Source organism: uncultured Sphingomonas sp., from assembly GCF_913774285.1.
Classification (GTDB): domain Bacteria; phylum Pseudomonadota; class Alphaproteobacteria; order Sphingomonadales; family Sphingomonadaceae; genus Sphingomonas.
In genome coordinates this window covers 98665-121642 of the sequence record NZ_CAJYHX010000021.1, presented here as the reverse complement: position 1 = coordinate 121642, position 22978 = coordinate 98665, and the positions used below count along the sequence as shown (strand labels likewise).

General features: G+C 69.0%; 23 protein-coding genes. 13 read left to right on the top strand and 10 right to left on the bottom strand.

What is annotated here, in order from left to right; genetic code table 11:
• Window positions 1–58: 58 nt before the first annotated feature.
• Genes moaB through QZ670_RS10050 form a run of 3 tightly spaced genes read right to left on the bottom strand, consistent with a single transcriptional unit; the run spans window position 59 to window position 3211 of the window.
• Window positions 59–586: a molybdenum cofactor biosynthesis protein B gene (gene moaB / locus QZ670_RS10060; RefSeq protein WP_294254583.1), complete on the bottom strand. Its 528-nt coding sequence runs from the start codon at window positions 584–586 to the stop codon at window positions 59–61.
• Complete coding sequence (locus tag QZ670_RS10055) at window positions 576–2492, bottom strand: lytic transglycosylase domain-containing protein (RefSeq protein WP_294254580.1); 1917 nt, start codon at window positions 2490–2492, stop codon at window positions 576–578. Before QZ670_RS10055 ends, moaB begins: the two co-directional genes overlap by 11 nt.
• Entirely contained in the window at window positions 2489–3211 is a 723-nt protein-coding gene (locus QZ670_RS10050; RefSeq protein ID WP_294254578.1) for a uracil-DNA glycosylase family protein, read from the bottom strand. Before QZ670_RS10050 ends, QZ670_RS10055 begins: the two co-directional genes overlap by 4 nt.
• Before the next feature lie 131 nt (window positions 3212–3342).
• Between QZ670_RS10050 and QZ670_RS10045 the strand changes: the two genes are divergently transcribed.
• From QZ670_RS10045 to QZ670_RS10005, 9 genes are all read left to right on the top strand, one after another.
• Complete coding sequence (locus QZ670_RS10045) at window positions 3343–4995, top strand: electron transfer flavoprotein-ubiquinone oxidoreductase (RefSeq protein WP_294254576.1); 1653 nt, start codon at window positions 3343–3345, stop codon at window positions 4993–4995.
• The gene (locus tag QZ670_RS10040) at window positions 4970–6556 is read left to right on the top strand and encodes a tetratricopeptide repeat protein (protein WP_294254574.1); all 1587 of its coding nucleotides are present in this window, start codon (window positions 4970–4972) and stop codon (window positions 6554–6556) included. The genes QZ670_RS10045 and QZ670_RS10040 overlap by 26 nt, the downstream gene beginning before the upstream one ends.
• A gap of 20 nt (window positions 6557–6576) precedes the next feature.
• Window positions 6577–7413, top strand: a complete 837-nt coding sequence (locus QZ670_RS10035; protein WP_294254571.1) for a 4-(cytidine 5'-diphospho)-2-C-methyl-D-erythritol kinase — start codon at window positions 6577–6579, stop codon at window positions 7411–7413.
• Between the two features lie 161 nt (window positions 7414–7574).
• Window positions 7575–8309 carry an enoyl-CoA hydratase/isomerase family protein gene (locus tag QZ670_RS10030; RefSeq protein WP_294254568.1) on the top strand — a complete coding sequence of 245 codons (735 nt, stop codon included), beginning with the start codon at window positions 7575–7577 and terminating at the stop codon, window positions 8307–8309.
• Window positions 8306–9037 (top strand): N-formylglutamate amidohydrolase, encoded by a 732-nt coding sequence (locus QZ670_RS10025; protein ID WP_294254566.1) that lies wholly within the window; start codon window positions 8306–8308, stop codon window positions 9035–9037. The genes QZ670_RS10030 and QZ670_RS10025 overlap by 4 nt, the downstream gene beginning before the upstream one ends.
• 11 nt (window positions 9038–9048) lie before the next feature.
• Window positions 9049–10770, top strand: a complete 1722-nt coding sequence (ilvD, locus tag QZ670_RS10020) for a dihydroxy-acid dehydratase (RefSeq protein WP_294254563.1) — start codon at window positions 9049–9051, stop codon at window positions 10768–10770.
• Between the two features lie 106 nt (window positions 10771–10876).
• Window positions 10877–11089 carry a hypothetical protein gene (locus QZ670_RS10015; RefSeq protein WP_294254561.1) on the top strand — a complete coding sequence of 71 codons (213 nt, stop codon included), beginning with the start codon at window positions 10877–10879 and terminating at the stop codon, window positions 11087–11089.
• Window positions 11086–12489, top strand: coding sequence for an NAD(P)H-hydrate dehydratase (locus tag QZ670_RS10010; RefSeq protein ID WP_294254559.1), 1404 nt, complete (start codon window positions 11086–11088; stop codon window positions 12487–12489). The genes QZ670_RS10015 and QZ670_RS10010 overlap by 4 nt, the downstream gene beginning before the upstream one ends.
• Window positions 12486–13676 carry a class I SAM-dependent RNA methyltransferase gene (locus tag QZ670_RS10005; protein ID WP_294254783.1) on the top strand — a complete coding sequence of 397 codons (1191 nt, stop codon included), beginning with the start codon at window positions 12486–12488 and terminating at the stop codon, window positions 13674–13676. The genes QZ670_RS10010 and QZ670_RS10005 overlap by 4 nt, the downstream gene beginning before the upstream one ends.
• Here QZ670_RS10005 and truA read toward each other — a convergent pair.
• Together truA and fmt are read right to left on the bottom strand one after the other, a co-directional pair.
• Window positions 13666–14412, bottom strand: a complete 747-nt coding sequence (truA, locus tag QZ670_RS10000; protein ID WP_294254555.1) for a tRNA pseudouridine(38-40) synthase TruA — start codon at window positions 14410–14412, stop codon at window positions 13666–13668. The two genes, QZ670_RS10005 and truA, sit on opposite strands and share 11 nt — an antisense overlap.
• Window positions 14409–15311: a methionyl-tRNA formyltransferase gene (fmt, locus tag QZ670_RS09995; protein ID WP_294254552.1), complete on the bottom strand. Its 903-nt coding sequence runs from the start codon at window positions 15309–15311 to the stop codon at window positions 14409–14411. The genes truA and fmt overlap by 4 nt, the downstream gene beginning before the upstream one ends.
• A gap of 53 nt (window positions 15312–15364) precedes the next feature.
• Between fmt and recR the strand changes: the two genes are divergently transcribed.
• From recR to QZ670_RS09975, 4 genes are all read left to right on the top strand, one after another.
• On the top strand, window positions 15365–15961 hold the full coding sequence (recR, locus tag QZ670_RS09990; RefSeq protein ID WP_064312102.1) for a recombination mediator RecR: 597 nt from the start codon (window positions 15365–15367) through the stop codon (window positions 15959–15961).
• 31 nt (window positions 15962–15992) lie between these two features.
• Window positions 15993–16517: a peptide deformylase gene (gene def, locus QZ670_RS09985; protein ID WP_294254547.1), complete on the top strand. Its 525-nt coding sequence runs from the start codon at window positions 15993–15995 to the stop codon at window positions 16515–16517.
• Window positions 16518–16793: 276 nt separating this feature from the next.
• A complete protein-coding gene (gene rmuC, locus QZ670_RS09980) occupies window positions 16794–18170 on the top strand; it encodes a DNA recombination protein RmuC (RefSeq protein ID WP_294254545.1) in 1377 nt (458 codons plus the stop codon).
• 183 nt (window positions 18171–18353) lie between these two features.
• Complete coding sequence (locus QZ670_RS09975) at window positions 18354–19889, top strand: PAS domain-containing protein (protein ID WP_294254540.1); 1536 nt, start codon at window positions 18354–18356, stop codon at window positions 19887–19889.
• A 22-nt stretch (window positions 19890–19911) separates the two neighbouring features.
• Here QZ670_RS09975 and QZ670_RS09970 read toward each other — a convergent pair whose 3' ends face one another.
• The 5 genes from QZ670_RS09970 to rapZ form a co-directional block, all read right to left on the bottom strand.
• Window positions 19912–20415, bottom strand: a complete 504-nt coding sequence (locus tag QZ670_RS09970; RefSeq protein WP_294254539.1) for an META domain-containing protein — start codon at window positions 20413–20415, stop codon at window positions 19912–19914.
• Window positions 20384–21187 (bottom strand): RNA methyltransferase, encoded by an 804-nt coding sequence (locus QZ670_RS09965; protein ID WP_294254536.1) that lies wholly within the window; start codon window positions 21185–21187, stop codon window positions 20384–20386. Before QZ670_RS09965 ends, QZ670_RS09970 begins: the two co-directional genes overlap by 32 nt.
• A gap of 181 nt (window positions 21188–21368) precedes the next feature.
• On the bottom strand, window positions 21369–21641 hold the full coding sequence (locus QZ670_RS09960; protein ID WP_294254533.1) for an HPr family phosphocarrier protein: 273 nt from the start codon (window positions 21639–21641) through the stop codon (window positions 21369–21371).
• Window positions 21638–22042: a PTS sugar transporter subunit IIA gene (locus tag QZ670_RS09955; RefSeq protein WP_064312096.1), complete on the bottom strand. Its 405-nt coding sequence runs from the start codon at window positions 22040–22042 to the stop codon at window positions 21638–21640. Before QZ670_RS09955 ends, QZ670_RS09960 begins: the two co-directional genes overlap by 4 nt.
• A 1-nt stretch (window position 22043) precedes the next feature.
• Entirely contained in the window at window positions 22044–22976 is a 933-nt protein-coding gene (gene rapZ / locus QZ670_RS09950; protein ID WP_294254527.1) for an RNase adapter RapZ, read from the bottom strand.
• Between the last annotated feature and the right edge of the window lie 2 nt (window positions 22977–22978).

The following is a 22978-nucleotide window of genomic DNA, read 5'->3' as shown; positions in this document are numbered from 1 at the left end:
GGCCCTGGGCTCCTGCTTTCGCAGGAGCACTGCAGAGGGCACGGGCAGGGATGGTGCCTTACCGCTCCTGCAACCGCCCCATCAGCTCGACGAAGTTGCAGGGCTTGTGGCGGATGTCGAGCTGGCTGGCGAGGATGCCGTCCCAGGCGTCGGTGACAGCGCCGGTCGAGCCCGGCAGCGCGAAGATATAGGTGCCGCGGGCGACGCCTGCGGTGGCGCGCGACTGGATCGTCGAGGTGCCGATCTTGGCGTAGCTCAGCCAGCGGAACAGTTCGCCGAAGCCCGGGATCTCCTTGTCCCACACGCGCGCCAGCGCCTCGGGCGTCACGTCACGTCCGGTCACCCCGGTGCCGCCGGTGGCGAGGATTACCTCGACGCCGGGTGCCGCGATCCACGCTTCGAACTGCGCCGCGATCGCATCGACATCGTCGCGCAGGATCGCGCGGTCGCTGAGCAGATGGCCTGCGTCGGTCAGCCGCTGGACGAGCCGGTCGCCCGAGCGGTCCTCGGCCAGGGTGCGGGTGTCGGAGACGGTGAGGACAGCGATGCGGACGGGGCGGAAGGCGATGCTCTCGTCAATTGCCACGCGCGACCTCGCTCGGCAGCTTGGCGGCGCTGATCGTCACCGCGGCGCCCGTGGCGGGCAGCTGGAACTGCTGCTGGATCGGCGCAGGCTCCACCGGCTGCGGCGCCGGGAAGGTAAGCATGGGCGCCCGCGCGGTCTTGAGCTTGACGGCCTTGGCCCCGGCCATGCCGGGGAAGCGCGGCCACATGCCGCCCGCCAGCGCGATGCGGCTGGGTGAGGGCTTGCCGTCGTGCAGCTCGTACATCCAGTAGTTGCGCAGCACCGTCACCACATAGCCGCGCGTCTCCCAGTAGGGGATGCTCTCGATATAGAGGAGGGGATCGCCGCCGTCGCGCGAGGCCTGGTTCCAGGCATCGACCGGGCTCGGCCCCGCATTGTAGGCCGCGATCACCTTGGGCAGAAGGCCCTGCGTCTGCGGCATGTCGCGCAGCTGCTCGAGATAGGACTGGCCGATCTCCATGTTGACCGACGGCTTGGTGAGGTCGGACGCGGCATAGGTCACGCCGCGACGGCGGCCCACGTCGATCGCGGCGCCAGTCTTCACCTGCATCAGCCCCATCGCGCCGGCCGCGCTACGCACCTCGGTACGAAAGTTCGACTCCTGCAGCGTGTGCGCGAACACCAGCGAGCGATCGACGCGCCAGCCGCCGTCGGGCGACCAGTTCGGCACCGGATAACGCGCCTCGACGATCGGCTTGGCCCCGGCCGGACCGTTATGCGCGAGCCACAATTCGGTCTGGGGCAGGCTCAGCTCGGCGGCGAGACGGGTGAGCGCGCCGTGATCGTCGGGCGTGCAGAACTTGGCCTGGTGGCGCAGCACCTGGTCGGCGAGCGAAGTCTCGCCGATCTCGGCCAGCGCGGCGGCCACGCGGACGTTCGGGCGACGCTCGAGCGCGGCCCAGTCCTTGCTGACCATCCGGTCGCCTTCAAGCCGCTGCTCCTCGAGGCCAAGGCTGGAGCGGGCGAGCAGGCCGTAGAAGGTCTCGCCATATTGGCTGGCGGCGCGCAGCTTGGCGGCGACGCGGTCCGGGCGGCCGCACGCCATTTCTGCGCGCGAGCCCCAGAACAGCCCGGCGGCGCGCAGCTCGATATCGCTGGCGCGGGTCGCGACACGCTCGAAGGCGGCGGTGGCGCCGGCGCAATCCTGCTGGCGCCAGGCGGCGAGGCCATCGGCCCAGTCGGCCTGCGCGGCCCATTCGCCCAGGCCCTGCTCGGCCTTGGCGGCCATGCGGCGGGCATTGGCGTCGTCCCCGGCGACATAATAGATCCAGGCGACCTTCTGCTGCCACTCGGTCAACGCGTCAGGCGTCAGGTCATTAGCGAAGCGCGCGACGACCGCTTCGGCGGCGGGGCCGTTGTCGGTCTTCACATAGGGCGCCATCAGAATGGCGACTTCGGTCGCGGCATTGTCGCTGCGCACCGAGCGGGCGCGCTTGCGGATCGGCGCGCCGTCGAACCAGATCAGCCGCTGGGCGACCGGCAGCGAGGGCAGGTCGCTGACGCCACGCGTCTTGGCGAGGCGAACGAGCTGCTCGGCCTGGGGCAGTTCGGGTGCCTCGGTGATCAACGCAACCAGCTGGTCGGCCTCGACACGGGGCGAACCCTTGGCGGTGTAGAGCTGGGCGCGGGCGATCGCATGGAGCGGGCCCGGCTTCATCGAATCGAGCTTGATCTGCGCATCCGCCCAGCGGCCGTTGCGGATCGCATCGAAGACGAAGCGGTAATCGGCGCGCTGATCGGCATCGAGCTGGGGCGGGATGCCGTCGCCCTTGTGCCTGGCGGCGGCGGGAGTAGGGGCGTCCTCGTCGATAACCGCGGGGCTGGTGTCGTCGGGCAACGCGGCCAGGGCCGGCGTGGCGATCGGCGCCGTCATCAGCGTGGCGGCAAGCAGGATGCGCAAGGTCAAAGGCTCGGTCCCCGGCTCAGCAGCAACAGATGTTTCCAGGTTTCGCTCTTGGCGGCCGGGCGCTCGATCAGCGAGCGCGGATGGTAGGTCGCCACCACCTGGGTATTGGCGTCGTAGCGGTTAACGTCGTGCGAACGAAGTTCCGGCGGCCAGGCTTCCGGCCCGAGAACGGCACGGGTCGCCGCATGGCCGAGCAGCAGCAGCTTCGTCGGCTGAACGAAGCTCAGGAAATTTGTGGCGAGCTCGACCAGCTTCGGCGCCACGTCGGCAGGCACCTGGCCGGTGGCCGGCCGCGCGAAGCAGAGCGGGACCAGCTGTACCGACTCGCGCGACAGGCCCACGGCGGCCAGCATCCGGTCGAGCAAGGCGCCCGCCGGGCCGCTCCACAGTGTGTCGCTGTCCTCGGGCTCGGGCATGTCGACAAAAATCGTCCAGGCCGGATTTTCGACGATCGCAGGAGCCACCAGCGGGCTGTGCCAGCCGGCCTCGAGTGCGGTTTCGCCGATGCGCCAGGCGAGGAATTCGGGTAGCGTCTGCGGGAGCGCCGGCGCCGGCGCCGCTACGGCAGGCTCGGGCTGCGGCTCGGCGCGGAGCGGGGCGGGCTTGGCGAACCAGTCGCGCACGTTGTCTTCAACGAGCACGTCGACCCCGGCGGCATCCCACCATTCGAGTGCGCTCGCGAGCGACTTGTGCCAGCTATTGTCTGGTTCTGCCCCCATACCCATTCTTTGAATCCCAGTTGACGGCGGGGTCAATCTGGCTTCATCGCCGGATAGACGGAACGTTGCGCGGGCGCGACGACAGGTGGCCGCGAGGGCCGTGTTAGTACGAAGGACTTAGGGGAACAAGGATGAGCGAACGGGAGTCGATGCCCTATGACGTCGTGATCGTCGGCGCGGGGCCTGCCGGTCTTTCCGCGGCGATCCGGCTCAAGCAGCTGGCGAACGAGGCTGGAGCCGAGCTCTCGGTGTGCGTGCTGGAGAAGGGCTCCGAGGTCGGCGCGCATATCCTTTCGGGTGCGGTGGTCGATCCCAAGTCGCTCGACGAGCTGCTGCCGAGCTGGCGCGACGATGGCTGCCCGCTGGCGCGCACGCCGGTGACCGAGAACCATCACTGGGTGCTGAGCGAGAAGGGCAAGTCCGCCTATCCGGAATTCCTCACGCCGCCCTATCTGCACAACAAGGGCACCTATACCGGCAGCCTGGGCAATCTCTGCCGCTGGATGGCGGAGAAGGCCGGCGAACTGGGCGTGGAGATCTTCCCCGGCTTCGCCGCCGCCGAAGTGCTCTACAACGAGGACGGCAGCGTGAAGGGCGTCGCCACCGGCGACATGGGCGTCGCCAAGGACGGCGAGCACAAGCCCGACTATCAGCCGGGCCTGGAGATCCACGCGAAGTACACCTTCCTCTCCGAAGGCTGCCGCGGGCACCTCTCGAAGCAGATGATCCGCCAGTTCGATCTGGACGCCGAGAGCCAGCCGCAGGTTTATGGCATCGGCATCAAGGAACTGTGGGACGTGGATCCCGCCAAGCATGTGCCGGGTCGGGTGATCCACACCCAAGGCTGGCCGCTGACCGACGGCGCCAATGGTGGCGGGTTCATCTATCACCAGGCCGACGGGCAGGTCGCGATCGGCTTCGTCGTGTGGCTCGGCTACAAGAACCCCTGGCTGTCGCCGTTCCAGGAAATGCAGCGCTGGAAGCTGCACCCCGAGATTGCCGAGCTGCTGAAAGGCGGCAAGCGCGTTTCCTATGGGGCGCGGGCGATTTCGGACGGTGGCTGGCAGTCGGTGCCCAAGCTGGTGGCGCCCGGCCTCGCGCTGATCGGCGACAGTGCCGGCTTCCTCAACGTGCCCCGGATCAAGGGCACGCACACCGCGATGAAGAGCGGGATGATGGCGGCCGAAGCGGCGTTCGCGGCGATCCAGGCCGGGCGGGCCAGCGACGAGCTGACCGCCTATCCGGAAGCCTATGAGGCGAGCTGGGTCTACAAGGAACTGCGCGGCGTCCGCAACGTGGCGCCGCTGGTCAAGAAGTTCGGCGACACCTGGGGCACGCTGCTCGCAGGCGCGGCGATGTGGAGCGAGCATCTCGGCCTGCGATGGCCGATCACGATGAAGCACAAGCCCGACAACGAGGGGCTGCTCCGCGCCGACCAGGCGCCCAGGATCGATTATCCCAAGCCCGACGGCGTGCTCACCTTCGACCGCCTCTCCTCGGTGTTCGTCTCGAACACCAACCATGAGGAGGACCAGCCGGTCCATCTGACGCTGAAGGACAAGGATATTCCGATCGGCTACAATCTGCCGATGTACGCCGAGCCTGCGCAGCGTTATTGTCCCGCCGGTGTGTATGAGGTCGTAGGGGAAGGCGATGATCTGCGGTTCCAGATCAACGCGCAGAATTGCGTGCACTGCAAGACCTGCGACATCAAGGATCCCACCCAAAACATTAACTGGGTGGTGCCAGAAGGCGGTGGTGGCCCCAATTATCCGAACATGTAGCCTTGGTCTTGCGCTGCTGCTGGCTGCCCCGGCGGCGGCGCAGACCGCGGACCTGACCGACTATGTCCGCGCCCGTGCCGCCGATGCGGCGGGCGCGGCGGGGGTCGCGGCGCAAGGCTATGGCCGGGCGCTGGCGGCGGCGCCCGACGATCCGGTGATTGCCCTGCGCGCCTATCGTCAGGCGCTGATGGTCGGCGACATGGCGCTCGCCACCCGCGCTGCGGCGGTGATGGAGAAGGCCGGCGTCGCGCCGCCCGACGCGGCGCTGGTCGACATGGCGGTGGCGCTTGCCGCCGGCAACCAGACGGGTGCTGCCGACGCGGTCAAGCGGCTCAAGGGCACACCCTTCGACTTCCTGATGCCGATCTTCACCGCCTGGCTCGCCCAGGCGCGCGGGCTGGACGGCGTCGCGGTGATCGACAGCCTCGACATGGGCGCGCTCGCCCGGCGCTATGCCGCGCTGCAACGGGCGCTGATGCTGCTGGCGCAGGGCAAGGACGACTCCGCTGCGCTTGGCGCGCTGGCGACGCTGGCAGGCGAGGGCGATGCCGATGCCCGCATCGACCTGGCCACGGTGCGCGGACGTGAGGGGGCACGGTTCCTGCTTGAAGGCGGCGGTCCCGAGCTGGAGGCGGTCGCGCGCACCCTTGGCGGCCCGCAGCCGGTGACGATCAGCTATGCCCTGTCCCGCATGTTCCGTGCGATGGCCAGCGACCTGGGCGGCGACCGGATGGCGACGCTGACCATCGTCCTTGCCCGCTGTGCGCTGATCCTCGATCCGAAGGAGGCCCGTTCGCGCATCCTGCTCGCCGAGGCCATCAACGGCGCCGGCGCGCCGGATCTCGCGCTGCAGGTGCTGGCGGAGGTCCCGAAGGACAGCCCCTTCGCCCGTCGCGCCGCGGGAGGCCGCATTGCCGTGCTGCGCGATGCCGGCCGCGCCGATGCCGCGCTCGCCGATGCCAGGGCGCTCGCCGAGGATCGCAGCGCGACCCCGCTGGAAGTGGAGCGCTACGCCCAGCTGCTCACCGATACCGGCCGCCATGACGCGGCAGCGCGGGTCTATGCCGATGCGATACGGCGTGGCGGCGAGGGGAGCGCCGACCTGCATCTCGATTATGGCCTTGCGCTCGAACAGGCGGGCCGCTGGGACCAGGCGCTGCCCGAGCTGCGCAAGGCGGCCGAACTCGCCGCCAATCGCGCCGAGATGCTGCGGACGCTCGGCGTCGCGCTGATCCGCCATGGCGGCGATGGTGCGGAGGCGCTCCGCTTGCTCGAACGCGCGCGCAAGATCGCGCCCGAGGATGCCGAGGTCGCCGATGCACTAGGCTGGGCCTATGTCCGCCAGGGCGAGGTTGCCCGTGGGGCGCAGCTGCTCGAAGCCGCGACGCGCAGCGATCCGGCGGGCTCTGCCGCCAACGAACATCTGGGCGACGCCTATTGGCGGCTCGGCCGGCAGTTCGAGGCGCGCTATGCCTGGCGCGCGGCGGCGATCCATGCCGCGCCGGCGGATGCCGAGCGGATCGCGCGCAAGCTGCGAGAGGGGCTGACGGCCGCCTCCTGATCGCGCTAGGGGCGGCGGTGATGACCGATCCTCGCACCGTCACCGAATCCGCCCGCGCCAAGCTCAACCTTGCGCTCCACGTCCGCCATCGCCGGCCGGACGGTTATCACGAGCTGGAGACGCTGTTCGCCTTTGTCGAGCATGGCGATAGCGTGCGGGTAACGCGGGCGGAGGCCGACAGCTTCACGCTGACCGGCCCGTTCGCGGCGGTGCTGGCGGGCGAGGGGGACAATCTCGTCACGCGGGCCGCCCTGCGGTTCCGCGAGGCCTTCGGCGGCGGAGCGCATGCGATCGCGCTGGACAAGCATTTGCCGGTGGCGTCGGGGATCGGCGGGGGCTCGGCGGACGCGGCGGCGACGCTGCGTGCGCTGGCCGCGCTCCACGGGGTGGACCTGGCGGACCCGAAGCTGTTCGAGATTGCGGACGCGCTCGGCTCCGACGTGCCCGCCTGCCTGCTCGGCCGCACCGCGGAGGGCAGGGGGCGCGGCGAGCAGTTGGACCCGCTGGAGGGGCTGGCCGGCACCCCGACGCTGTTAATCAACCCCGGCGTTGGCGTCTCGACGGCGGCGGTGTTCAAGGCCTGGGACGGCGTGGACCGTGGTCCGATCGGTACCGGCGAACTGCTCGCGGTCGCTCGGGCGGGGCGCAACGACCTCGAGCCCCCGGCCCGCGCCATTGCGCCTACCATCGATGCCGTGCTGGCGGCACTTGCCGTGCAGCCGGGCGTGCTGCTCGCCCGCATGTCGGGCTCGGGCGCGACCTGCTTCGCGTTGTTCGACTCCGACGCCGCGCGGGATGCCGCGGCGGCGGCCTTGCAGCGCCCCGAATGGTGGCTCGCCGCAACCCGACTTTGCTGAGCCGGTAAGCGAATCTTTACCGTTTCGAGACAAGAGTCTCCACGGCGGATCTGACGCGATCGCGAACGTCTGCCCTTGGCCCGCGGGTGCGCTTCCCACTGGGAAGTCCCCCCGCGCGCCATCGCGTGACTTGGGCGCGCGGATCGGGCACAGCCTTCCACATGATCGAAGTTCGTTGGGATGGGCCGATCGCCACGATCGCGCTCGCACGCGGATTGGCGCGCAATGCCGTGCCGATCGCCGGCTGGGAACAGCTCGCCGCCGCCACCATGGGACTGGAGGCTGCCCGGGCGGTCATCCTCCGCTCGGACATGCCCGGCATCTTCTCGGCCGGCGCGGATATCGGCGAGTTTCCGCAGCTGCAAAGCGATCTCCACGCGCGCACCCGCTTCCGGCTGGCGATGCGCGCCGGGATCGAAGCGGTGGCTGCGCTGCCGATGCCGGTGCTTGTGGCGATCGACGGCGGATGCTTCGGTGCGGCGGTGGCGCTGATCCTCGTCGCCGATGTGCGGCTCGCCGGGGATGGTGCCCAGTTCGCGGTGACGCCGGCGCGGCTCGGGCTCGGCTATCCCCGCGAGGACGTCGCCCGGCTGGCCGCACAGGTGGGGCAGGGGCGGGCGAGCGAGCTGCTCTTCACCGGCGAAGCCATCGACGCCGATGCGGCCGCGCGGATGGGTCTGGTCGAGCGCCGCGCACCCGATGCCGGCATCGCAGCCGTCGCGCTGGCCCAGCGCATCGCCGAGAATGCGCCCGCCGCCGTTCGCCAGCTGAAGCGTGCGCTGCGCAATCCGGACGACGCTGCGCTCGATGCTGCCTTCGAGGCTGCATTCGGGGGCGCTGAACTCGCCGAAGGGCTGGCCGCATTTCATGCCCGCCGCCGTCCGGTGTTCGCATGAGCGTCGCGAAAATCCTGCCCGGTCACGCGCAGGACGTGCTGCTCTTGTGCGACCATGCCTCGAACGCAGTCCCGGACGATATTGATCTCGGCATCGATCCCGCGCTGCTCGATCTGCACATCGGCATCGACATCGGCGCCGCGGCCGTGACCCGCGCGCTCGCCGCCCGGCTCGATGCCCCGGCGATCCTCGCCACCGTCTCGCGGCTGGTGATCGATCTCCACCGGGAGCCCGACCATGTCGGGCTGGTCCCCCATCGCAGCGACGGCCATGCGATCCCCGGCAACGAAACCGCCGACCGGGCCGCACGCATCGCTCGTTTCCACGCGCCCTATCACCGCCTGCTGCGCGACCAGGTCCGCCGCCAGCGGCCATCGCTGATCCTGTCGATCCACAGCTTCACGCCCTGCCTCGAACATGGCGGCACGCCGCGGCCCTGGGAGATCGGCATCCTCTACAATCGCGACACCCGCGCCGCCCGTCCGGCGGTGGAGTGGCTGCGTGCGCAAGGCTGCGTCACCGGCGACAACGAACCCTATTCGGGTCGCCTGCTCAACGCCACGCTCAATCGCCATGCCGAGGCACAGGGCATCCCGTCGATCGCCATCGAGATCCGCAACGACCTGATCCGGTACGATGCGGGCGTAGACGCCTGGGCCGCGCGGCTTCAGCAGCTTACGCTTTTTCTGCGCAACACTCTTGCGTCAAAGGGTGCTTCCGCGACATAGGCTTGCGCGCCATGACCAACCGATTCGACAAATCCAAGCTCCCCAGCCGCCATGTTTCCGTGGGGCCGGAGCGCGCGCCGCACCGCAGCTATTACTATGCCATGGGGATTCCCGAGGAGGACATCGCCAAGCCGTTCGTCGCCGTGGCGAGCGCCGGCAACGACAGCGCGCCGTGCAACACAACCCTCGATTTTCAGGCGGATGCCGCGCGCCAGGGCGTGATCGCCAATGGCGGCATGCCGCGCCGGTTCAACACCATCACGGTGACCGACGGCATCGCCATGGGCCATCAGGGGATGAAGTCCTCGCTGGTCAGCCGCGAGGTGATAGCCGACTCGGTCGAGCTGAGCGTGCGCGGGCATTGCTATGACGCGCTGGTGGCCTTCGCGGGCTGCGACAAGTCGCTGCCGGGGATGATGATGGCGATGCTCCGCCTCAACATCCCGTCGATCTTCGTCTATGGCGGGTCGATCCTGCCGGGCCGGTTCGAGGACCGTGATGTCACCGTGGTCGACGTGTTCGAGGCGGTGGGCAAGTTCGCCGCCGGCAACTGCCCGCTCAAGGATTTGACTGCGCTCGAGAAGGTCGCCTGCCCGGGCCACGGCGCGTGCGGCGGCCAGTTCACCGCCAACACCATGGCGTGCGTCGGCGAGGCGATGGGATTGTCCCTGCCGAACAGCAACATGGTACCTGCTCCGTACAAGAGTCGTGAAGAAATCGCGATCGCTGCGGGGCATCAGGTGATGAACCTGCTCGAGATGAACCTGCGCCCGCGCGACATCGCGACGCGCGCCGCCTTCATCAACGCCGCGCGCGTGGTGGCGGCAACCGGCGGCTCGACCAACGCGGCGCTGCACCTGCCGGCGATGGCCAATGAGGCAGGCATCGACTTCGACCTGCACGACGTTGCCGAGGCTTTCAAAGCAACGCCTTACATCGCCGACCTCAAGCCGGGTGGGAAGTATGTCGCCAAGGACATGCATGCCGCGGGCGGTGTCTACATGTTGATGAAGACGATGCTGGCCAACGGCCTGCTCGACGGCAGCTGCATGACCGTGACCGGCAAGACGCTGGGCGAGAATATCGACCAGGTCACCTGGAACCCCGACCAGAAGGTGATCTACGACGTGAAGACGCCGATCACCCCCACGGGCGGTGTCGTCGGCCTGCGCGGCTCGCTGGCGCCCGAAGGCGCGATCGTGAAGGTCGCGGGCATGCACCGGCTCCAGTTCACCGGCCCGGCGCGGGTGTTCGACTGCGAGGAGGATGCCTTCCAGGCGGTGGAGAACCGCCAGATCAATGAAGGCGAAGTCATCATCATCCGCTACGAAGGGCCGAAGGGCGGTCCAGGCATGCGCGAGATGCTGTCGACAACCGCGGCGCTCTACGGCCTCGGCATGGGCGAAAAGGTGGCGCTGATCACCGACGGCCGCTTCTCGGGCGGCACCCGCGGCTTCTGCATCGGCCATGTCGGCCCCGAGGCGGCCGAGGGCGGCCCGATCGCGCTGGTCGAGGACGGCGACACCATCCGCATCGACGCCGAGGCGGGGACGATCGACCTCGACGTCGCCGAAGAGGTGCTGGCCGAGCGCCGCGCGCGCTGGCAGCCGCGGGTGAACGACTATCAGTCGGGCGCGCTCTACCGCTATTCGCAGAATGTCGGCCCGGCCTATCAGGGGGCGGTGACGCACCCCGGCGCCAAGGCCGAGCGCCATGTCTACGCGGACATCTAGTCTCGCACTGACCTTGCTTGTGGCGGGCTGCGGTGTCGATCCGGCGTCGCAGCCCGCTGTGCAAGCGGGGGAGACAGTCGCCTGCGCGCCGATCGGCGAGACCCTGTTGCCGGTCTGTACGGTGGAGCGCGACGGCGACATGCTGATCCTGCATCACGCCGATGGCGGGTTCCGCCGGTTGCAGGTGCAGGGCAATGTGATCGCCGCGGCGGATGGTGCGGAGGTCGCGACCGTGGCCCACGCCGCCAACGCCACCGAAGTGACGATCGGCGGGATGCGCTATCGTCTGCCGATGAAGGGCGTTACAGCGGGACCATGATCCCGCCCGGCGCCCCCATCCTCACTGCCGACGCAATGCGAGCCGCCGAAGAGGCGGTGTTCGCGCGCGGCGTTTCCCAGGACGAATTGATGGAGCGCGCCGGCGCGGCGGTGGCACGCGAGGCGGTGCGCTTCGCCATGGGGCGGCCGGTGCTGGTGCTCGCAGGTTCCGGCAACAATGGCGGCGATGCGTATGTGGTTGCACGATATTTGCGCGACTGGGGGCTCGATGTGCTCGTCGCGGCCTCAGGCGCGCCCAAGCAGGGCGCTGCCGAACGTATGCACGCCCGTTGGGAGGGGCCGACGACCTCGCTGTACGGCGCGCCGGCACGGCCCGTGGTGATCGACGGGCTATTCGGCATCGGGCTCACCCGTCCACTGGAGCGCAGTACCGCCGCGGTACTGAGCGAGCTGGTGCGCGGGGCCGACTTCACCTTGGCGATCGACCTGCCTTCGGGCATGGACACCGACAGTGGCGACGAACTGGGAGCGCCGCGCGGCGTGAACGCCACTGTCGCGCTTGGCGCGCTCAAGCCGGCGCATGTGCTCGGCGGAGGCCTGTCGCGCTGCGGCCATGTGTTGCTTGCCGATATCGGCATCCCGGTCGACAGTGCCTGGCACACCGTTGCCCGGCCGCGGCTGAAGACGCCGGGCCCGCAGAGCCACAAATATACCCGCGGACTGTTAGCGGTGGTGGAAGGCGCGATGCCCGGCGCGGGGCGCTTGGCCGCGCGGGCAGCGATGGCGAGCGGTGCCGGCTATGTGATGCTTGCCGGGCCGGAGCCTGCGGGTCCGGCGCCGGACGCGCTGGTCCGGCGGACGATTGACGATGCCGATGATCTGGCCGACTTCCTCGCCGGCGACCGCATTGATGCCGTTGTGCTGGGGCCAGGGCTTGGTCGCGATCGTCGGGCCGAGGCATTCCTGCGGATGGGGCTCGCCGCCGACAAGCCGTTGGTGGTGGACGGCGACGCGCTGAGCCTTCTCGGCACCACCGCGGCGGCGACGCTCGCCGCGCGTGAGGCGCCCGTATGGATCACCCCGCATGGCGGCGAGTTCGACCGGATGTTTGGCGGCTCGGGTAGCAAGATCGACCGAACGTTGCAGGCAGCGGCTGCCAGCGGTGCGACCGTGGTCCACAAGGGCGGCGATACGGTCATCGCGGGTCCCGACGGCAGCGTGCGCGTGCTCGCGGGCGCTTCGCCCTGGCTGTCGACCGCCGGCACCGGCGACATCCTCGCCGGCGTGTTGGGCGCGCAGATCGGGCAGGGCGGGAGCGGCGTCGATCCGGCTGCTGCGGCCGTCTGGCTGCACGGCCGCGCGGCACAGCTTGCAGGTCCCGCCTTTTTCGCCGATCAGCTCGTCGCTCAACTGGCGGAAGCGTGTTCGGAATGTCTTTGAGCGAAGTGGAAGTGGTGCGCGTCGCGGCGCGGGGCGACGGCGTTACAAGCGACGGCCGGCACTTCCCGCTCACGGCGCCCGGCGATTGGGTGGGCGAGAACGGCACGATCCGCTTCGGTCCGCACCACCAGACGCCGCCCTGCCGCCATTTTCCGAGCTGCGGCGGTTGCCAGCTCCAGCATCTCGACGATGCGGCATGGAGCCACTTCCTCGTCGAGCGCGTGCGGACCGCACTTGCAGCGCAGGGGCTGGAAACGGAGATCCGCACGCCCTTGCTCTCGCCGCCACGCACCCGGCGCCGGGCGACGCTCCATGCCGAGCGGCGCGGCAAGCAGGTGCGGATCGGCTTCACCGAGGCAGGAAGCCACAAGCTGATCGACCTGGTCGAATGCCATGTCCTCGCGCCCGAACTTTTCGCGCTGCTGGCACCGCTGCGTCGGCTGTTCGCAACATTGCTGCCCGATGCGCGGCGGGTGAACGTGCATCTGGCGCTGAGCGATCAGGGCCGCGACGTGCTGGTGGAGGGCATCGACCCGGAAGGGCTTGCAGCGGCCGAGGCGATCACGACGTTCGCCGAGGCCGAAAAGCTCGCCCGGTTCGCGATCGACGAGGGTTTCGGCCCGACCGCGCGGTGGGAGCCGGTGCCGGTGACCATCACGCTGGGCGGGGTTGCGGTGCCGTTGCCGAGCGGCAGCTTCCTGCAGGCGACGCCGGAGGGCGAGGCGGCGCTGGTGGCGGCCGTGCGCGAGATCGTCGGCGGCGCACGGAACGTCGCGGACCTGTTCGCCGGGCTCGGTACCTTCACCTTCGCGCTGGACACGGCGCGGGTCTATGCGGGCGAAGCCGCGCGCGACGCCATCCTGTCGCTCAAGGCGGCGGGCGGCGCGGCAGGGCGGCAGGTGTTCGGCGATCATCGCGACCTGTTCCGTCGGCCCGTCACCACCGCCGAGCTGGACCGGTTCGACGCGGTGGTGCTCGATCCGCCGCGGGCCGGCGCGCGCGAGCAGGTCGGCGAGCTGGCCGCTTCCAAGGCGCCGATCCTTGCCTATGTTTCCTGCAACCCCAGTACGTTCGCGCGAGATGCGGAGATCTTGTGCAAAGGCGGCTATCGGCTCGACTGGGTGCAGCCGGTGGGGCAGTTCCGCTGGTCCACCCATGTCGAACTGGCGGCGAAGTTCAGTCGCTAGGATATTCCGCGCGCAGGAAAAACAGCCCGTCAGGGGGCGCGTTCAGGCCTAAGGTGGTCCGGTCGCGCGCTTCGAGTGCGTCGCGCACGTCCTCGGGTGCCCATTTGCCCTGGCCGACCAGCGACAGGCAGCCGACCATCGAGCGCACCTGATGATGCAGGAACGACCGCGCCGACGCGAACACGCTGATCCGGTCACCGGTTTCCACGACATCCAGCCGGTCCAGCGTGCGCACCGGGCTCTCCGCCTGGCAGTGCGCCGAGCGGAAGGTCGTGAAGTCGTGGCGGCCTACGAGGAACGCGGCGGCCGCCCGCATCGCGGGAACGTCGAGTGGTCCGGACAGGCGCCAGGCGAGGCCCTTTTCCCAAGTAAGCGGCGCGCGGCGCGTTACGATCCGATATTCATAATGACGGCTAAGGCACGAAAAACGTGCGTGCCAGTCCTCCGAAACTTCCTCACAGGCCAGGATTGCGACGGGGTGCGGGCGGATGCGGGCATTGAGCGCCTCCATCAGCCGGAACGGCGTCATCGGTTTCGCGATATCGACATGCGCGCGCATGCCCAGCCCGTGCACGCCGGCGTCGGTGCGTCCGGCGGCGTGGACCACCACCTCCTCGCCGGTGACCGCATAGGCGGCGTCCTCGATCGCCTGCTGGACGCTGGGGCCATGATCCTGCCGTTGCCAGCCCATGAAGGGGCGGCCGTCGAACTCCACGGTCAGGGCAAAGCGCGTCAAAGCTGCGTCCCTGCGGGGATGGGGAAACCGCGCAGCAGTTCGGCGACCGTCATCACCCCGCGGCCGGCGCGCTGGATGGAGGTCGGGCGGATCGCGCCCTCGCCGCAATGGATCAGCAGGTCTTCCCCCACGGTGCCGGCCGGGCCGTTCGCGTCGACCAGATCGGCGGCGTGCACCCGGAAGCGCTCGCCGTTCAGCTCGAAGAACGCGCCGGGCGCCGGGTTGAACGCGCGCACCGCCCGCTCGACCTCTACCGCGGTCTTGGTGAAGTCCATTCGCGCTTCGGCCTTGTCGATCTTGGCGGCATAGGTGATGCCGTCCTCGGGCTGTGGCACGGCGGGATACGCGTCGAAGTCCACCAGCACTTGCACCATCAGCCGAGCGCCCATGACACTCAGTTCCGCGCGCAGGTCGCCTGCCGTCTTGCGATCAATCGGCGTGCGTCCTTCCAGTCGCACCGGGCCGGTGTCGAGCCCGGCCTCCATCTGCATGATGCCGACGCCGGTCTCCGCGTCGCCCGCGAGGATCGCCCGCTCGATCGGGGCCGCGCCACGCCAGCGGGGGAGCAGCGAGCCATGGACGTTGAGGCAGCCCAGCCGCGGCGCCGTCAGCACCGCCTTGGGCAGGAGCAGGCCATAAGCCGCGACCACCGCCACATCCGCATCGAGCGCGGCCAGCGCCGCCTGCTCGTCCGCGCCCTTGAGACTGAGCGGCGTCCGCACCTCGATCCCCAGCGCATCGGCGCGGGCATGGATCGGGGAGGGGGTCAGCGCCTTGCCGCGGCGGCCGCCGGGGCGGGGCGGCTGGCTATAGGCGGCGACAATCGTGTGCCCGGCCTCGACCAGGGCATCGAGCACCGGCACGGCGAAATCGGGGGTTCCCATGAAGAGGATGCGCATGTGTCTCCTCAACCGCTTGGCAGGCGCGCATGCAAGCCCCTATGTGTTGCGCCATGGCCTCTCCCGAAATCGAAGCGCTGACCCAGGCCCTGTCGCGGCTGCCCGGTTTCGGGCCGCGATCGGCGCGGCGGGCGGTGCTGCACCTGCTCAAGAAGCGCGAGACGACGCTCGACCCGCTGCTCGCCGCGCTCAGCGCGGTCAGCCAGAAGCTCACCACCTGCCACATCTGCGGCAATGTCGACACGCACGACCCGTGCGCCATCTGCGCCGACCCGCGCCGCGACGACCGCTCGCTATGCGTGGTCGAGGAAGTCGCCGACCTCTGGGCGCTCGACCGCGCGCGGCTGTTCCCCGGCCGCTTCCATGTGCTGGGCGGCAAGCTCTCGGCGCTCGACGGGGTGCGGCCCGAGGACCTGCGCATCGACGCGCTGGTCCGCCGGGTGGGCGCGGGCGGCATCGACGAGGTCGTCCTCGCGATGAACGCCACGCTCGAGGGCCAGACCACCGCGCACTATGTCTCCGAGCGGCTGGAAGCCTTCCCGATCCGCGTCACCCAGCTCGCCCACGGTCTGCCGGTGGGGGGCGAGCTCGACTATCTCGACGAGGGCACGCTCGCCCAGGCGCTGCGCGCACGCCGCCCGGTTGCTTGACGCTCACGCCCCGCTCTCCTAAATTTAGGCGATGGCCATCCTCCCCATCGTCGAAGTACCCGATCCGCGTCTGCGTCTCGTCTCCACCCCTGTCGAGGCGGTCGATGACGACGTTCGCACGCTGATCGGCGACATGTTCGACACGATGTACGATGCGCCGGGCATCGGCCTCGCCGCGATCCAGGTCGGCGTGCCCAAGCGGCTGATCGTCATGGACCTGCAGGAGGAAGAGGACGAGGAGGGCAAGCCGATCCGGCACCCGCGCATCTTCATCAATCCCGAGATCCACGAGCCCGCCGAAGAGTATTCGGTCTATACCGAAGGCTGCCTGTCCGTTCCCGACCAGTTCGCCGATGTCGAGCGCCCCGCGCGCTGCCGGGTGACCTGGCTCGACGAGAAGGGCGAGGCGCATGACGAGGTCTTCGAGGGCCTGCTCGCCACCTGCATCCAGCACGAGATGGACCATCTGGAGGGCATCGTGTTCCTCGACCATCTCTCGCGGCTCAAGCGCGACATGCTGCTGAAGAAGCTCAACAAGGCCCGCAAGGCGGCCTGAGCGCTGCCATTCCCTCCCCAATTGCCGTCATCTCGGCGAAAGCCGGGATCCATTCGCCACGCCGTTTCGGTGTAAGCCGTGACTGTGCCCCCAATGGATTCCGGCTTTCGCCGGAATGACGACGGGGGTGACGGGCCCGGTTACTTATCCACCGAACCCTCTCCAACCCGCGCCGAACCGACCGCACCCGCCCTTGCGGCCCCGTCCCGCACGGCGTAAGTTCGCGTCCTGTTCCCCGGGAGGCGTGTGTTGGATCCGTTCGTTGTTGCCTTTGTGATGGTTGCCCTGGTCGCGGGCGTGGTGGTCGGCTGGTTGATCGGCGCGCGCGGCACGAGCGAGGCGCGGGCGGAGAGCGCCCGGCGCGAGGCCGATTTCAAGGCCGCGATCACCGATCTCGCCATGGCCGAGGAACGCGTCGCCCAGCTCCCCCGCCTGCGCGAGGAAGCCGCGATGCTCCGCAACGAGCGCGACGCCGCCCGCATCGAGCTGGCCGAGCTAAAGGCCAAGGCCGGCGCCTTCGAGGAGCGGCTGACCGAGTTCGTCAACGCGCGCGAGATGATGGCCGGCCAGTTCCGCGAATCCGCCGCCAAGATGCTCGACGAGACGCAGCGCGCCTTTCTCGAACGCGCCGAGGCGCGCTTCCACCAGGCGGGCGAGAAGAACGAGGAGCGGCTGCGCACCTTGCTCCAGCCGATCGACACCACGCTCAAGCGCTATGAGGAAGGGCTGCAGCGCGTCGAGAAAGATCGCAGCGACAGCTATGGCCAGCTGCGCGAGGCGATCAGCGCCGTCCATGCCAGCCTGGGCGAGACGCGCGCCGAAACTTCCAAGCTGGTCAACGCCCTGCGCGCCGCCCCCAAGACGCGCGGCCGCTGGGGCGAGCAGCAGTTCCGCAACCTGATCGAGATCGCCGGGCTTTCGGGCCATGTCGATTTCGCGGCGGAGGTCTCGGTCACCACCGAGGACGGCATGCTGCGGCCGGACTTCATCATCCGCCTGCCGGGCGACCAGCAGCTGATCGTCGACGTGAAGTGCGTGCTCGACGGCTATCTCCAGGCGGCCGAGGCGACCAGCGCCGAGGAACGCACCGCCGCGCTCAAGGCCCATGCCAAGGCGATGAGCACCCATGCCGACGCGCTGTCGCGCAAGGCCTATTGGGCGCAGTTCGAAAAGGCGCCCGATTTCGTGATCATGTACATCCCCGGCGACAATTTCCTGTCGAGCGCGCTGGAAGTGGACATGGAGCTGTGGGAGCGCGCGGCGCGCAACCGGGTGATCATCGCCGGTCCCTCGGCCTTCCTGCCGCTCGCCCGCACCGTGGCGGCGATGTGGCGCCAGCAGAAGCTGACCGAGGATGCCCGCGAAGTCGGCAAGCTGGGCAAGGAACTCTACGAGCGGCTGGCGACGGCGGCGGGCCACCTCAAGCGCGTCGGCGGCGGGCTGAACAGCGCGGTGGAGAATTACAACAAGTTCGTCGCGAGCTTCGAAGGCCGGGTGATGGTCTCCGCGCGGCGCTTCCAGGCGCTCAACGTCGATACCGGCAACAGCGCGCTGGACGCGATCGACACGGTAGACGTGATCGCGCGGGCGCCGACGGCGGAACTCCCGGCGCCGGAGGGCGGTGAAGTGGAGGAAGCGGCTGCGGCGGAATAGCGCAATCGTTCCCATTTCGAGACACATGTGTCTGGGTTGTTGCTGACTCTCCGTCGCATGTGGACCCTTTTTTCGCCTATGCCGTTCTAACCGAAGTTAGAATCCTTGTCGTCGAGCTGCGGTTTAGTAGCCTGCGACAAATGCCGAACGCGTGCGCGTATTGCACCGACAGGGAGGGACTGCTTGGCTGGCGGTGAATTGCGCGAACTTGGTGCGGTGAATGCCCGGAGTGACTTCGAGACACGCGCTGCGTTTTCGTTTCCTGCAGAAGCCCGATCGCCAGAGGTCCAAGCTGCAATAGACGCCTATGCGCGCGGGCTGAACGCGTGCGATCCGATGCAGGTCGGCTTCAACCTGACGCCCGTCGCGATGGTAGTCAGCGACCCTACGCTGCCCGATTCTCCGCTCATCTATGTAAACGCCGCGTTCGAGGCGCTGACCGGGTTCTCGGCGTCCGAAATCCTCGGCCGCAATTGCCGATTTCTTCAGGGCCCACTGACCGATCCGAACGATGTCCAGCGATTGCGCGATGCGATCGCGCGACGCGAACCGATCGAGCTGGACCTGCTGAACCACAAGCGCGACGGAACGCCGTTCTGGAACCGGCTGATGGTGGCACCCGTCTTCTGCGACGACGGTTCGCTCCGGTACTTCGTCGCGTCCCAGATGGACGTGACCATCGAGCGCCACCGGATGCACATGCTCGAGAAGGACCGCGACGCGCTGGCGGCCGAACTGGCGCAGCGCGACGCCGAGCTCGCGTCCAGAAAGGCGAGGCTCAAGCTCGCGCTTAAGGCCGGCGGCCTTGGCACCTGGACGTTGACGCTGCCCGAGCTGGAGCTGACGCCATCACCGGGGTGCAAGCGCATCTTCGGACGGTCCGAGGACGAGCATTTCGGCTATGCGGATCTGCTCGCCACGATCCATCCCGAGGACCTGCCGTTCATGCAGGCAGCCGTGCGCGCGACGCTGGAGAATGGCGACCCGTACGAGATCGAGTATCGCATCCTTACGCCTGCGGGCGAACAGCGCTGGGTGGCGGTGCATGGCGATCTCCAATATCGCGCGGACGGCACGCCGCTGGAGATGATCGGCTTTTCGACGGACATTTCAGGCCGGAAGTTCGCCGAGGAACATCGTGCGGTCCTGGCGCAGGAATTGCAGCATCGCGTGAAGAACAGCCTGGCCACGGTCACCGCCGTGGTCCGCCAGACGCTGCGGGATTCCGCGAGTCTGAAGGATGCTGCCGACGCGATTACAGGCAGGATTGCCAGCCTTGCCGCTGCACAGGAATTGCTGATCCAGGAGGTGGTGCAAGGCGCCAGTATCCACGATGTGATCGCGCAGGCGCTGGCGCCGTTCAGGGACCGGGCAGGGGTGCGAATTCTCTCGCAGGGCGACGAAGTTCGCCTCTCGCCAGAGCTTACCCTGGCCTTGTCGATGACCATCCATGAGCTAGCCACCAACGCAGTCAAATATGGTGCGCTGTCGGTTCCGTCAGGTCGCGTATCGGTCGAATGGGTGTTGCGCGACGCCGCGGATGGGCGCTACCTCTTCTTCTGCTGGAGGGAGCATGACGGCCCTCCGGTAACGGCGCCCACGCGAACCGGCTTCGGCTCGAAGATGATCGAGCGCGTATTTCGGCGTCATGTGCGCGGCCATCCCACGATCCAATATCGTCCCGAGGGCGTGCGGTTCGAGATCGAAGTGGCCATCTGATCGGCAAGGATGTCGCGCAAAATCAGCCGGTCGCCCGCACCAGCACCAGCGTCTTCCCGTCGCGTCCGGTCAGAAGCAGCCGGCCGCGATGGCTCTGGCGGACTGCCAGGCGCTGGTCGAGCAGGGCGAGCAGCGCCGCTTCCTGCCGCATTAGCGCCGGCGAGCAGGCGCGGCGGGTGGTAATCACGCCGCCGGTGGTGAGATAGCCCCGTTCCACCCGGTAGTTGCCGCCCAGCGCGTTGCAGCCGGTATAGCCGCTGATCCGCAGGCCCTCCAGCTTCAGCCGGGCGTGGCTGCCGGGGACCACCGGATGGCCGTCGACTCCGGTCACGCGCCAGTCGCCGAGCAGCAGTTGCTCCTCGGCGTCGAGCGGGGGCGTCTCGGCGCGGGGCTGCTCGCGGGCGGTCGGCGGCGCGGGCGTCTGCGCGGCGGCGGGGAGGGCGGCGCCGAGGCCGCACGCGAGCGCGAGGGCTGCGGCGGCGCGGCGCGCGCGCTCAGGCGTTCCGGAACTGGTTGCGTACTTCATAGGCCATCACCGCCGTTGCCACTGCCGCATTGAGGCTGTCCGCCTTGCCGAGCATGGGAATCTTTACCAGCAGATCGCACGCGGCTTCCATATGCGGCGGCATGCCCTGCGCCTCGTTGCCGGTGAGCAGGAAGGTGGGCGCGGCGTAGCGCGGGGCCTGATAGTCGTGGGTCGTATCGAGGCTGAGGCCGACGAGCTGGCCGGGGCCGGCGCGCAGCCAGGGCTCGAATTCCTCCCAGCGGGCGCGGGCGACGGGGACGGTGAACAAGGCGCCCATGCTCGCGCGCACCGCCTCGACCGAGAAGGGATCGACGCAGTCGTCGAGCAGGATCAGCCCGCCGGCGCCCACCGCGTCGCCGGTGCGCAGGATGGTGCCGAGATTGCCGGGATCGCGCAGCCGCTCGGCGACCAGCCAGATCGGCGCGGTGCTGCGGTCGATATCGGCGAGGTCCAGGGCGAACTCGGGGTAGACGCCGACGACCGCGCCCGGATTGTCCTTGCCGGAGAGCTTGGAGAGGATGTCGGCATTGGTCTCGATCGCCTCGCCATCGCGGGCCTCGGTGGCGGTGACGAGCGCGGTGACCAGCGGGTGGCGGGCGCTTTCGGCGGTGTAGAACAGGTAGTCGGGGATCCGGCCGGCCTCGCGCGCTTCGGTGAGGATGCGCAGGCCTTCGGCAAGGAACAGCCCCTCTTCGCGGCGGTGGCGCTTGTCGCGCAGGTTCCGCATGCGCTTGATGAGGGGGTTCGAGTAGGCGGTGATTTCGCGTGGCATCCGCGCGCTATAGGGCGGGATGGGGGCGGGGGCTAGTTGGGGGTGCGGCGCGCTTCGCCCGCGTTCCCCTTCCGCTTGCGGGGGGGGCTAGGGGAGGGGCCGGAACCTAGCAGCGCCACTTCCACGTCAATCCCTCCCCTCACCCCTCCCGCAAGCGGGAGGGGAGCGCAAGGAGGAGAGGTCACTCCTCGTTGAACCGCGCTTCGACCAGCTCGACCAGCGCCTGCACCGCACTTTCGGCGCCGTCGCCTTCGGCCCAGATCGTGATCGTGTCGCCCTTCGCGGCGCCGAGCATCATCAGGTCGAGGATCGACGTGCCGGCGGCGCTGTTGCCGTCCTTTTCGACGGTCAGCTCGCAGGGCTGGGTGCTGGCGAGCGTGACGAAGGCCATGCTGGCGCGGGCGTGGAGGCCGCGGCGGTTCTCGATCAAAACCTCGCGCGACACCCGGCTCATTGCGGCGGCCCCAGCATTTCCGACGCGACCGTCACATATTTGCGGCCGGCGTCGCGCGCGGCGAGCACCGCGTCGGTAACGGACATGGTCTTGCGGGCACTGCCGAGGCGGATCAGCATCGGCAGGCTGATGCCGGCGATCACCTCGACCTTGCCCGCCTTCATCAGCGAGATGGCGAGGTTGGAGGGGGTGCCGCCGAACAGGTCGCTCAGCACGATCACGCCTTCGCCCGAATCGACCGCGCCGATGGCGCTGGCGATGTCGGCGCGGCGGCCCTCCATGTCATCCTCGGGGCCGATGCAGATCGCGGCGACCTGCTCCTGCTTCCCGACTACATGTTCCATCGCGACGACGAACTCCTCGGCGAGTCGTCCGTGCGTCACGAGCACCAACCCGATCATTCTATTCTCCGCCCCTAGCCATGGACACCGGCGCCCCCTCCAGGGAGTCCTGTGGCGCGGTCTGCAAATCTCTGTGCGTCACCGTGGGCGAAAATCCTTCGTCGCGCAACCGGCGGGCCATCCGTTCGGCGACATGGACCGAGCGGTGCCGCCCGCCGGTGCAGCCGAAGGCGATCGTCACATAGGCTTTCCCCTCCGCCTGGTAGCGAGGGAGGAGCAGCAGCAGCAGCGACTCGATCTGTGCCATCGCGGCGTCATAGGCCGGGTCTGCGGCGATATAGGCGGAGACGTCGGCATCGAGTCCCGTGCCGGGACGAAGCACCGGATCCCAGTGCGGATTGCGCAGGAAGCGCATGTCGAGGACCAAGTCGGCGTCGCGCGGCAGTCCGCGCGAGAAGCCGAACGACGTGACGCTGAAGGTCGTCTTGCCGCCATCCGCGGAGAAGATCCCGCGGATCGTCTGCGACAGCTGGTTCGCCTTCATGTCGGTGGTGTCGATCAGCCGGTTGGCCCAGCGGCGCAAGGGGCCGAGCAGCTCGCGCTCGCGGGCGATCCCGTCCTCGGCGGGGCGGTCCTGCGCCAGCGGATGGCGCCGTCGCGTCTCGGAGAAGCGACGCAGCAGCTCGGCGCCGGTGCATTCGAGGAACAGCGTGCCGACGTCGAGCCCCTGGTCCTCGCGCAGCTTCTTGATGCGCTGAACGATGCTCTCGGCGTCGAAGCCGCGCGTCTGCGTGCCGAGGCCGAGCGCGAGCGGGCGTTCGTCGTCGCCGCCATCGGCGCCCGGCGCGGTATCGAGCAGGCGGTTGAGGAGGAGGAGGGGGAGGTTGTCCACCACCTCCCAGCCGAGATCCTCGAGCGTGCGCAGCACGGTCGACTTGCCGGCGCCGGACATGCCGGTGACGAGCAGGATATGTTTGGGGCGACGCCGTTGCATGT